This is a genomic window from Novosphingobium sp. (genome assembly GCF_025351285.1).
Classification (GTDB): Bacteria; Pseudomonadota; Alphaproteobacteria; order Sphingomonadales; family Sphingomonadaceae; genus Novosphingobium.
In genome coordinates this window covers 44,630-56,086 of the sequence record NZ_JANXWG010000020.1, presented here as the reverse complement: position 1 = coordinate 56,086, position 11,457 = coordinate 44,630, and the positions used below count along the sequence as shown (strand labels likewise).

Sequence of the window (11,457 nt, the reverse complement as noted above, 5' to 3'; positions counted from 1 at the left end):
GCTGCCCTATGGCACCAAAACCGAGGTCGAGATCGCCAGCCGCGTGGCGGGCCTGCTCGGGCGGATGACCGAACGGCTGAAACCGCGGCTGGTGTGCATCGCCTGCAACACCGCCAGCACGATTGCGCTGGGCATGGTGCGCGATGTGCTGGAGGTGCCCATCGTCGGCACCGTGCCCGCGATCAAACCCGCTGCCGCGCTGACGCGAACCGGGGTGATCGGGCTGCTCGGCACCGGGGCGACGATCCGGCAGGGCTATGTCGATCGACTCGAAGCCCAATTTGCCGCCGACAAGCGTCTGCTCCGCCACGCTGCGCCCGAACTGGTCGAGGCGGCAGAGGCGCGGCTGCGCGGGTTGCCAGTCGATCCGTCGGTGTTTGCCCGCGCCGCCGAAGGCTTGCGCGCGCTGGCCGACGGCGCGCCGATCGACACCGTGGTGCTGGCCTGCACGCACTTTGCGCTGATCGTCGACGATCTGGCGCAAGCGTTCGGCGCGGGCGTAACCTTCGTCGATGGCGCGGCCGGCATCGCGCGGCGGATCGCGTTTCTTACGCAAGGCCAATCGTGGCAGCGGACGACGCCCGACCGCGCGTTGTTCACCCGCGAGGGGCCTGAACTGGCCGAACTGGCCCCCGCCCTCGCCCGCGAAAAGCTGGCCGAAATCGCGGTGTTTTGAAGGCGTTGCGCCTTGGCTTATTGCGAATCGTTCGCGCTTCCGTTTCTCGCTGCGCGCGGCTAAAACCCAAGCGTTCGCCGAGGGGCAGAATAACGGGAACAGGCCCCAGAAATTGACACGGGTCTCAATCAGACCAGGGTCACGGAAAGCGCGCCGCGCCTGGCGTGCGTTAGGGAGCGGCGCCAAGTGAATTACGATCAGATCTTCGATGCAGCGATCGACCGGCTCCATTCCGAGGGCCGCTACCGCGTATTCATCGACATCCTGCGCAACAAGGGCGCCTATCCCAACGCGCGCTGTTTCGCCGGGCACAACGGCCCCAAGGACATCACCGTGTGGTGTTCGAACGATTACCTCGCGATGGGCCAGCACCCCAAGGTAATCGCGGCGATGGAAGAAGCGCTGAACGACGTCGGCGCCGGTTCGGGCGGCACGCGCAACATCGGCGGCAACACGCACTATCATGTCGATCTGGAATGGGAACTGGCCGATCTTCATGGCAAGCAGGGCGCGTTGCTGTTCACGTCGGGCTATGTCTCGAATGACGCCACGCTGTCCACGCTCGCCAAGATCCTGCCCGGTTGCGTGATTTTTTCGGACGAACTCAACCACGCCAGCATGATCGCCGGCATCCGCAATTCCGGCGCCGAAAAGAAGGTGTGGCGGCACAACGACCTCGAACATCTCGAAGAACTGCTCGCCGAAACCGATCCCGCGCTGCCCAAGCTGATCGCGTTCGAATCGGTCTATTCGATGGAGGGCGACGTTGCCCCGATCCACGCGATCTGCGACCTGGCGGACAAGTACAACGCGCTGACCTATATCGACGAAGTTCACGCGGTAGGCATGTACGGCCCGCGCGGCGGCGGCATTTCGGATCGTGACGAAGCGGCCGATCGCATCACCATCATCGAAGGCACGCTGGGCAAGGCGTTCGGCGTGATGGGCGGCTACATCGCGGCCGACAGCAAGATCATCGACGTGATCCGCAGCTATGCGCCGGGCTTCATCTTTACCACCTCGCTGTCACCCGTGTTGGTGGCGGGCGTGCTCGCTTCGGTGCGGCACCTCAAGGCATCGAGCGAGGAACGCATCGCGCAGCAGGCGGCCGCGGCCATGCTCAAGCGCCTGTTCCGCGAAGCCGGGTTGCCGGTGATGGATTCGACCACGCACATCGTACCGCTGATGGTCGGCGACCCGGTGCGCGCCAAGAAGATCGCCGACGTGCTGCTCGCCGAATATGGCGTTTACGTCCAGCCGATCAACTACCCCACCGTGCCGCGCGGCACAGAACGCCTGCGCTTCACGCCCGGCCCGGCGCATACCGAAGCGATGATGCTGGAACTGACCAAGGCGCTGGTGGAGATCTGGGATCGGCTGGAACTGGAACTGAAGCAGGCGGCTTGACCGCCCGCGCCGCTGGCACCTTAGGCCGGGGTGACGGCGGCATGACCCGCAGGCACGGTTTTGATGACCACGGTGAATCGCTGCGTTCGGCATAGCGGCGAAGGCACTCCGCCCCGGTGGACGATTTCGCCGTTGAACAGGCATAGCCGGCCGGGTTTGGGCGCAACCAGCATAGAGGCCTCGCCGGACTTGTCGTAGAACACCAGCTCGCCCTGCCAGTCTGGTTCCCAATCCGCATTGGCGAAATACAGCGCCGTCATGCCGCCAGGCGTGTCATGATGGGGATACTGGACTGCACCGAAATACTGGTCGAGCGCAAAAAACTGCTCGATCGTTTCACCGCGCCCAGCATCGATTTGCCGGACCCGCGCCAGGACGTCGTCGCGAAAACCCCCTAAAAGCGGAAACGTCTCGATCATCGACTTGCCGAAATCGTGGCGCAGATGCCGGCCCGGTTCGTCCTTGGACTTGTCGTAGTTGCTGCGGAAATAGGGAAGGTCGACGACGAGCCGTTCGAACATGCCGATGATGACCGGATCGAGCAGCCCGTCGATGATGTGAACGCGCTCACCGTCAATCTCGCGCGTCATGGACGCAGGCGTGGTCGGCATTGTCGGTTGTTGCTCCCCCGCCCGATCAGCGCAAGCTCACCACATTGTCCGAAACGCGCGGATCGCGGCGGTTGCCCAAGTACTGGCTGGCCATCGGTTCGTCGGTAACTTCGCGCACTTCGGCTTCGTCGAAGCCGTTGAACGCGGTTTTCATCGCCGCGCCATAAGCGCCGAGCATACCGATCTCGATGTAATCGCCCGAACCGATCCCGGCGGGCAGTTCGAACGGGCCGTCCATGTGGTCCATGTCGTCACAAGTCGGACCGTAGAAACTGAACGGTTCGCAAGCGGCGTCGGCGTGATTGTCGTTCCCATAGGCGTCGAACGCCTTGACCGGGAAACGCCAGCCAACGTGAGCCGCATCGAACAACGCGCCATAAGCACCGTCGTTGATGTAGAGATCACGCCCGCGGCGCCGCTCGACCTTCACGATCAACGAGTTGTATTCGGCACACAAGGCCCGGCCCGGCTCGCACCAAAGTTCGGACGAGTACGACACCGGCAACGATTCGTACGTGCGCGCAATCAGCCCGAAGTAATCCTCGAGCGGCGGTGGTTCCATGCCCGGGTAGACCGACGGGAAGCCACCGCCCACATCGACCACGTCGACCAGTACCGATGCTTCGACGATCGCTGCGCGGACGCGTTCGAGCGCCTGGACATAGGCGAACGGGCTCATCGACTGGCTGCCGACGTGGAAGCAGATGCCGAGCGAATCGGCGATCTGGCGCGTGGCTTGCAACAGCGGCGCCGCTTCGGTCAGGTCGCAGCCGAACTTCGAGGCAAGGCTGAGTTCAGAATACTCGGACGACACGCGCAGCCGCACGCACAGCGTCAGGTCTTCCGGTGCAGTGCCGTCAGGCGCCAGCGTGGCAACGCGGATCTTCTCGAGTTCCTCAAGGCAATCGAGGCTGAACACACGCACGCCGTGGATGTGATAAGCCTCCGCAATCGCGCTTGCGGCCTTGACCGGGTGCATGAAGCACAGCGTGGCTGCGGGCAGCGTGCCACGTACCAGGCGCACTTCGGCGATCGATGCCACATCGTAATGCGTCACGCCGGCATCCCACAACACCCGCAGCAAATCGGGCGAAGGATTGGCTTTCACCGCGTAGAGCGAACGCCCCGGAAACTTCTCGATGAAGAAACGGGCAGCGCGCGCCGCAGCATGCGGGCGGTTGAGGATAACGGGTTGGTCCGGCGAAAGGGCGCGGACTACAGCTCGTGCATCGGGATGGATGTGCAATTCAAGGGACCCCCAATAGGCCTTTCGGCCAAAGCAACAACGTAACGACACAGCCTTGCGGTTATTGGAAGTCCCCATGGGGCTGCGAGGGGGCGATATAGGGCTTGGGTTATGAACCGCAAGTGAAAATCGGGGTTCGGGATGCATATGTCTCGAAACTGAAATATTGCGAGATATCTACATTGCCAGTGCCAGAATTTACCCTTTTCTATCAGCCTTTTGCAAGGTGATCGGCCAAACCTGCCCAAGTGGGCAAGGAGTGCGGATCGTTGGCCGAATTGGCCGCGATCGGGTGCGAGGCGAAGCGGGCAATCACCATGTCTGCCGCAGGATCGATCCACAGTGTCTGCCCGTGGATACCGCGTGCCGAAATCGCGCCATTGGCGTTGTGCGTTGCCCACCACTGGCCACCATAGCTCGCACCGGGAAGCGCCGGATAGCTGGACTTGGCGAACCGTTCGGGGTCTCCGCCCGCAAAAATCCGCGCGATTGCTGCAGCAGGGATCACTTGTTCACCCACAGCATTGCGCCCGCTGTTGCGAACCGCCTCTCCGAACCGCGCGAGGTCTTCGAGCCGCAGGCACAGCCCGCCGCCCGAAAACGGCGTGCCCGCCGAATCGACCAGCATATCGGCATCGCCCGCCATGCCCAGCGGTGCCCACAGCCGTTCGGTCAGCAACTGGTGGACCGGCTTGCCCGTCGCCCGCGCCAGCACCCAGCCCAGCACCTCGGTGTTGGCGGTGCGGTAAGTGAAGCCATCGCCGTGGTTGCCCGCTTTACCGATCGCCGGCAAAAATTCGAGCATGTTGGCAGCGCCGGTGTAGCCCGCCGGACGCGGGGTAAGTCCCAGCGCGTTCGAGAACGCGCCGATGCCCGAGTTTGGATCGGTGTAGTCCTCGTTGAAATCGATCGCGGTGGTCATGTCGAGTACCTGCCGCAGCGTGGCATCGGCAAACCCGCTGGCGGCGAGTTCGGGGATCAAGCCACCAATCGGCGCGGCCGGATCGAGCACGCCTTGCTCGACCAGCATCTCGGCGAGCGTGCCGACAAAGCTCTTGGTCATCGAAAAGGCGATGTGGCGGGTTTCGGGGCCGGTCACACCGAACCAGCGCTCGTAGACCACTGCGCCCTTGTGCAGCACCAGAATGCCATCGGTGAAGTTGTCGATCAGCGTTTGCGCAAAAGTCATCGGCGCGCCGCCGATCGAGGTGACCATAACGCCGTCGAGATCGTCACGCAGTCCCCGTGCAAATGGGGCAGCGTGCACGCCATCCGCCCCAACCCGCACGGTCGGGCAGAACTGGCGCATGTTCGAAAACGCCCAACGCGTCATCGGGAAGCGCATATGCCCGGCCTCGGACGCCAGAATACGCTTTTCGGCCGGCGGCGGATAGCCCTGCATCCAGCCCATGGCCAATGGATCGCTGGTCACAGCGTCGAGTATCGTATCGGGCATCGGTGTCCCCTCTCCCTGCCACGCCCCGCAGGGAAAGGCCAACGGATCATGCCCTACGAAAGCCGATCGCGGAAGTCCTCGTAAGAAAAGCGCTTCACGCATTCGAGTGCATCGGTCGCGCTGTCCCACAGCCAGATCGAGGGCAGCGGCACGCCGTTGAAGGTGGTGGTCTTGACCATCGAGTAATGCGCCTGGTCAAGGAACGCGAAGCGCGTACCCGGCTGGAAACCGCCGGGAAGGATGTAATCGCCGATCACATCTCCCGCGAGGCATGATGGCCCGCCGAGCCGGACGGGCTCATCGGTGCCCTCGTCGCGTTCGCCAAGCATCGCCGGCCGATACGGAGCCTCGATCACATCGGGCATGTGGCAGGTGGCGGAAATGTCGGTGACCGCCAGCGGTATACCGTTCCAGTGCGTATCCAGCACTGTCCCAACCAGGATGCCCGCATCGAGCGCCACCGCCTCGCCCGGTTCGAGATAAATCTCGCAGCCGGTTTCCGCGCGCACCTTTTGCAGGAACGCGATCAGCTCATCACGCTGGTAATCGGCGCGCGTGACGTGGTGCCCGCCGCCGAAGTTGAGCCACTGCAAGCGCGGCAGGAACCGCTCGATCCGTGGCTTGAGCGCCGCCCAGGTGCGTTCAAGCGGCCCGAAATCCTGCTCGCACAGCGTGTGGAAATGGAGGCCAGTCACGCCATCCAGATGCGCGTCCTCAAGTTGATCGACCGGAAAGCCCAGCCGCGAATGCGGAGCGCACGGATCGTAGCGCGGCACCTCACCCTCGGCGTGGAGCGGATTGATCCGCAAGCCGATGTCGAACGCCTCACCCGCCGCGCGCGCCGCCGCAATCTCGCCCGCGAACCGCGCATGCTGACCGGGCGAATTGAAGATCACGTGATCCGACAGCCGCAGGATCTCGGGCATATCCGCCGCTTTGTAAGCCGCACAATACGTCGCGATCTCGCCCTTGTAATGCTCGGCCGCCAGCTTCGCTTCCCACAGGCCCGACGTGCAAACGCCGTCGAGGTATTGGCCCACAACCGGCGCGACCTTCCACATCGAGAACGCCTTGAGCGCGGCCAAGACCTTGATCCCGGCGCGGTCGCGAATATCCGCCAGCACTGCCAGATTGGCGCGCAGCCTTGCTAAATCGACCACAAACGCAGGACTATCGACGCGCGCCAAATCGAAGTGCGCAAACGCCCCCGGATCGCCAGCTCTCGTTTCCATCAGTGCTTCCTCATCCGATCGGCGACTTGAACACCAGCGCCGCACCCGCAACGATCAGCGCAAATCCCAGCACCTGGCTCAGCCCCGGCTTCACCCCGAACAGTACCCACGCCACGATCATGAAAGTGACCAGCGTGACCACTTCCTGGATCGTCTTCAACTGCGCCAGCGAATAAGTCTTGGCGCCGATCCGGTTGGCCGGCACCGCCAGGCAATATTCGAAGAACGCCAGCCCCCAGCTCATCAGGATCATCAACCACACCGCCTTGCCCGGTGTGCGCAGATGTCAGTACCACGCGACATTCATCACAAGGTTCGAACCAAACAGCATCGCGATTGGCAGGATCGAACCCCAACCCCAACCCATCAGAAATGGCCCATCAGAAGTCCAGGGGCTGCCCGAGTTCCTTGCACGTCCACGGCAGCCCGTGCTGGTTCAGCATGTCCATGAACGGATCGGGATCGAACTGTTCGATGTTGAACACGCCGGCTCCGGCCCACTTGCCCTGCAGCACCAGCGCGGCGCCGATCATCGCGGGCACGCCGGTGGTGTAGCTGACAGCCTGATTGCCGGTTTCGGCGTAAGCATCCTCGTGGTCGCAGATGTTGTAGACGTAGAACGTGCGCTCCTCGCCGTCCTTGAAGCCGGTGGCGATGTCGCCGATGTTGGTCTTGCCCTTGGTGGTCGAACCCAGCGACGATGGTTCTGGCAGCACCGCCTTCAGGAACTGAAGCGGGACAATCTCATGGCCTTCGTACATCACCGGATCGATCCGCGTCATACCCACGTTCTGTAGCACGGTCAGGTGCGTGATATAGGCATCGCCGAAGGTCATCCAGAAGCGGATGCGCTCGATTTCTGGCAAGTGCTGGTGCAGGCTTTCCAGCTCCTCGTGGTACATGAGATACATGTTCTTCGGGCCGACCGCCTCGAACGCGAAGCTCTGCTTCTTCGACAGTGCGGGGCTTTCGATCCACTTGCCGTTCTCGAAATGCCGTGCGGGCGCGGTCACTTCGCGGATGTTGATTTCAGGGTTGAAGTTGGTGGCGAAGTGCTGGCCGTGATCGCCGCCGTTGCAATCGAGGATATCTAGCGTGCGGATCGTGTCGAGCTTGTGCTTCCTGATCCAGGTCGCGAACACGCTGGTCACGCCCGGATCGAAACCCGAACCGAGCAGCGCCATCAGCCCGGCCGCCTTGAACCGCTCCTGATAAGCCCACTGCCACGAATATTCGAACTTGGCCTCGTCGATCGGCTCGTAATTGGCCGTGTCCATGTAGTTGACGCCCGCGGCGAGGCAGGCGTCCATGATGTGCAAGTCCTGGTACGGCAGCGCCAGGTTGACGACGAGCGCGGGCTGGACCGCCTCGATCAGCGCGGTGGTGGCGGCCACGTCATCGGCGTCGATCTGGTAAGTCTCGATCGTCACGCCGGTGCGTGCCTTGACGCTCTCGGCAATCGCATCGCACTTGGCTTTGGTCCGGCTGGCCAGCGCGACTTCGCTGAAGATACCCGCATTCATCGCCATCTTGTGGACCGCAACCGACCCGACGCCGCCCGCGCCGATCACCAGAACCTTGCTCATGCGCGCATCTCCTTTGCCAACCGTAGCGCGCGGCATATAGCCCGCTTCCATGACAGGACAACCGACTCTCGCCGCTGCTGGTTCCACCGACCGCACACCCACCCGCGAAGGCGTGCTGCGCGCTGCCGCCAAGATGGCCGAACTGCTACCACAGACGCCGCTGCTGCCACTCGAATTGCCTTCAGGGGCAGTGGTGTGGTGCAAGGCCGAAGTGCTCCAGCCGGTCGGCGCGTTCAAGATTCGCGGCGCCTGGCACCGGCTGAGCGACCTGACCCCCGAGGAAGCCGCGCGCGGCGTGGTCGCGGTGTCGAGCGGGAACCATGCGCAAGGCGTGGCCTGGGCGGCCAAGCAGCTGGGGATTGCCGCCACCATCGTCATGCCGCGAGACGCGCCGGCGGTGAAGATCACCTCGACCCGCGCGTTGGGAGCCGAGGTGGTGTTCTACGAACGCATGACCGAATCGCGCGATGAAATTGCCGCGAAGCTCTGCGCGGAAAAAGGCGCGGTGCTGGTCCACGCGTACGGCGATCCGTGGGTGATCGAGGGCCAGGGCAGCGCCGGCATCGAACTCGCGGCGCAGATGGAAGCCCGCGCCGGCGGCGCGCCGACCCGCATCGTCACGCCCTGCGGCGGAGGCGGGCTCTCGGCCGGGCTGGTGCTCGCCTGTCCCCAAGCCGAAGTCGTGCCAGTCGAGCCCGAAGGCTGGGACGACATTGCCCGCAGCCTGGTTGCGGGCGTGATCGAACCAGTCGGCCCGAACGCGCCCAAAACCGCGTGCGATGCGCTGATGGCCACCGCCACCTATCCGATCAACTTCGCGGTCCTGCACCCGCGCGGCGTGCGCGGAACGTGGGTCAGCGATGCCGAAGTGCGCGCAGCGCAACGCTACGCGTTTTCGAAATTGCGGCTGGTGGTCGAACCCGGCGGCGCGGCGGCGCTGGCGGCGGTACTGGCGGGCAAAGTGCCGACTGACGGGCGCACCGCGGTGATCCTGTCGGGAGGCAACACCGATCCGCAAACCTTCGCGGCGGTGCTGGCCGAGGCCGGTTGCATTTGACAATCGAATAGCGCCGCCGCAGTCTTGTGCGACGTTTCGGGGGAGACAAGGGAATGCAGGCGCAGATGTTGGCACCGGCGGCAGTGCTGGTGCTGTGGTCGCTGGTGATGCTGTTCTGGACCGGACAGGCACGCTTCGGCGCCATGGCGAAATCGGGGATCGACCTGAAGGAAGCCAAGCCCGGCGGGCGCGGGCAGGATCTCGATGGCGTGCTGCCCGACAAGGCAACATGGAAATCACACAACTACACGCACCTGATGGAACAGCCGACGATCTTCTACCCGACGGTGGTGATCCTGGCAGTGATGGGCGCGGGTGCGATCGACGTGGCGCTGGCCTGGGGCTATGTGGTCGTGCGGATCGTCCACTCGGTGTACCAATCGACGGTGAACCGCATTCCGGTGCGCTTTTCGATGTTCTTTCTGTCGACGATCTGCCTGATCGTGCTGGCGGTACGCGCGGTCATGGCCACACTGCTGCACGATCCATCGATAAACTGACAAAACAACAACTTCGGGGGGAATTACCAAATGGCAGCAACCGCAATCGTCGGCATGGCGATCCTCAAACCCGTGGTCGCGCTGGCGGCCTGGACGATGGTGATGTGGCTGTGGATGTACGCCACGCGCATCCCGGCGATGAACAAGGCCGGGATCGACAGCGCCAAACTGGTCGGCGGCACCGGGAAGAGCCTGGATGATGTGCTGCCCGCAAACGTCCAGTGGATCGCGCACAATTACAACCACTTGCATGAAGCACCCACCGTTTTCTATACGGTTGCGCTGGTTCTGGCGATCACCGGCCACGGCGATGGCCTCAACGCGCAGATCGCCTGGGGATACGTCGGCTTGCGAGTGATGCACTCGATCGTGCAGGCCTCGGTCAACCGGATTATCGTGCGCTTCAGCCTGTTCGCGCTGTCAAGCCTCGCACTGATCGCGCTGGTCGTTCACGCGGTTATCGCGGTCTTCTAGCGCACGAACAGGCTTGCCAGTTCGACGTGGGTCGACCAGCGGAACTGCCCCACGGCACGCAGTTCCGCCAGCCTGTAGCCACCCTCGACCAGCCGCGCCGCATCGCGCGCCCAGCTTGACGGGTTGCAACTGACATAGACCACGCGCGCCACGGTGCTGTCCGCGATCAGCGCGACCTGCTCACGCGCGCCGGCGCGCGGCGGATCGAGCACGACAGCGTCGAAGCGGTTCAGTTCCTCGGGCCGCAGCGGATTGCGGAACAGATCGCGGTGGAGCGAATGGACTTGCAACCCGTTCATCCGCGCCACCCCCTGCCCGGCCAGATGCGCCGCACGATCGGCCTCGACCGCCAGCACCTTCCGCCCCGCCGGCCCAGCCTTCACGAGCGCGAAGGCAAACGTCCCCAGCCCCGAAAACAGGTCGGCGACCATGGCAGCGCCATCGAGCCACTCGCACGCCGCACTGGTCAACGCCGCCTCGCCATCGGGCGTGGCCTGCAGGAACGCGCCCGCAGGCAGCGCCACCGGCACTCCACCTACTGTCATGGTAACCGGCTCGGGCTCCCACTGCGTTTCAGGGCCGTAGCCCGCATCCATCGTCAGCCGCGCCAGGCCGTGCGCCCGCGCGAAATCACCCAGGCTCTCGATCGCTGCAAGTCCTTCGACCGCAAGCCCCTTGATCCCGACCGACACGCCCTGATCGGCCAGCGTCATTTCGACGTCGACCGCCATGCCGCGCGTGGCGAACCGCGTCAGCAACTCGCGCAGCGGCTTGACCAGCGCCACCAGCGCCGGAGCCGTCACCGCGCACTCGCGCAAATCCACGATATGGTGCGTACCCTGCTCGCGGAAACCCAGCACCACGCGCTTGCCGATCGCCTGCGCATGTAACGTTGCGCGGCGGCGGCTGGCGGGCGGTGAAAGGTGGGGCGGCGCAACGATCTGAGGCAATTCCAGATGCTGCCCCAACACCGCGCCGATCACGCGGTCGGCCACGAAATCGGCCAGCGCCGCCTCGTCGAGATGCTGCAATTGGCACCCGCCACACTGCGGGTAATGACGGCATGCCGGCGCCGCATGGTGCACCCCCGGCGTTACCGTGCCATCGGCTGCAACCATGTCACCCGGCGCGGCCAGCGCAACGTGGCGCCCGTCTTCGGTCACGCCATCGCCCTTGGCGGCAATGCGCACCACGGGCGAGGCGCCGATCATC

12 protein-coding genes are annotated in these 11,457 nt (G+C 64.1%); 5 read left to right on the top strand and 7 right to left on the bottom strand.

The genetic code is table 11. From position 1 onward, the window contains the following. Both Q0R16_RS02690 and hemA read left to right on the top strand, forming a co-directional pair. Positions 1 to 676 (top strand): aspartate/glutamate racemase family protein (locus Q0R16_RS02690; RefSeq protein WP_295631535.1); only part of this gene is annotated, 676 nt, incomplete at its 5' end. Between the two features lie 186 nt (positions 677 to 862). After that, positions 863 to 2,083 (top strand): 5-aminolevulinate synthase, encoded by a 1,221-nt coding sequence (hemA, locus tag Q0R16_RS02685; RefSeq protein ID WP_295631533.1) that lies wholly within the window; start codon positions 863 to 865, stop codon positions 2,081 to 2,083. A gap of 20 nt (positions 2,084 to 2,103) precedes the next feature. On the opposite strand, the gene Q0R16_RS02680 is transcribed toward hemA, so the two are convergent. From Q0R16_RS02680 to Q0R16_RS02655, 6 genes are all read right to left on the bottom strand, one after another. After that, positions 2,104 to 2,673: a 2OG-Fe(II) oxygenase gene (locus Q0R16_RS02680; RefSeq protein WP_295631531.1), complete on the bottom strand. Its 570-nt coding sequence runs from the start codon at positions 2,671 to 2,673 to the stop codon at positions 2,104 to 2,106. 46 nt (positions 2,674 to 2,719) lie between these two features. Further along, positions 2,720 to 3,940, bottom strand: a complete 1,221-nt coding sequence (locus Q0R16_RS02675) for a type III PLP-dependent enzyme (protein WP_295631529.1) — start codon at positions 3,938 to 3,940, stop codon at positions 2,720 to 2,722. Positions 3,941 to 4,151: 211 nt separating this feature from the next. Continuing rightward, complete coding sequence (locus Q0R16_RS02670; RefSeq protein ID WP_295631527.1) at positions 4,152 to 5,396, bottom strand: serine hydrolase; 1,245 nt, start codon at positions 5,394 to 5,396, stop codon at positions 4,152 to 4,154. 53 nt (positions 5,397 to 5,449) lie between these two features. Continuing rightward, entirely contained in the window at positions 5,450 to 6,628 is a 1,179-nt protein-coding gene (locus Q0R16_RS02665; protein ID WP_295631525.1) for a carboxynorspermidine decarboxylase, read from the bottom strand. Positions 6,629 to 6,638: 10 nt separating this feature from the next. Continuing rightward, a complete protein-coding gene (locus Q0R16_RS02660; RefSeq protein ID WP_366857049.1) occupies positions 6,639 to 6,911 on the bottom strand; it encodes a DMT family protein in 273 nt (90 codons plus the stop codon). A gap of 97 nt (positions 6,912 to 7,008) precedes the next feature. Next, on the bottom strand, positions 7,009 to 8,214 hold the full coding sequence (locus Q0R16_RS02655) for a saccharopine dehydrogenase family protein (RefSeq protein ID WP_295631523.1): 1,206 nt from the start codon (positions 8,212 to 8,214) through the stop codon (positions 7,009 to 7,011). Positions 8,215 to 8,263: 49 nt separating this feature from the next. Here Q0R16_RS02655 and Q0R16_RS02650 point away from each other — a divergent pair, with 49 nt between their 5' ends. The 3 genes from Q0R16_RS02650 to Q0R16_RS02640 are packed head-to-tail and all read left to right on the top strand — an operon-like array spanning position 8,264 to position 10,245. Further along, a complete protein-coding gene (locus Q0R16_RS02650) occupies positions 8,264 to 9,271 on the top strand; it encodes a pyridoxal-phosphate dependent enzyme (protein ID WP_295631521.1) in 1,008 nt (335 codons plus the stop codon). A gap of 53 nt (positions 9,272 to 9,324) precedes the next feature. Then, positions 9,325 to 9,771 carry an MAPEG family protein gene (locus Q0R16_RS02645; RefSeq protein ID WP_295631519.1) on the top strand — a complete coding sequence of 149 codons (447 nt, stop codon included), beginning with the start codon at positions 9,325 to 9,327 and terminating at the stop codon, positions 9,769 to 9,771. A 30-nt stretch (positions 9,772 to 9,801) separates the two neighbouring features. Further along, positions 9,802 to 10,245: an MAPEG family protein gene (locus tag Q0R16_RS02640; protein WP_295631517.1), complete on the top strand. Its 444-nt coding sequence runs from the start codon at positions 9,802 to 9,804 to the stop codon at positions 10,243 to 10,245. Here Q0R16_RS02640 and Q0R16_RS02635 read toward each other — a convergent pair. Next, positions 10,242 to 11,456, bottom strand: coding sequence for a class I SAM-dependent RNA methyltransferase (locus Q0R16_RS02635; protein ID WP_295631544.1), 1,215 nt, complete (start codon positions 11,454 to 11,456; stop codon positions 10,242 to 10,244). The two genes, Q0R16_RS02640 and Q0R16_RS02635, sit on opposite strands and share 4 nt — an antisense overlap. Position 11,457 lies beyond the last annotated feature (1 nt).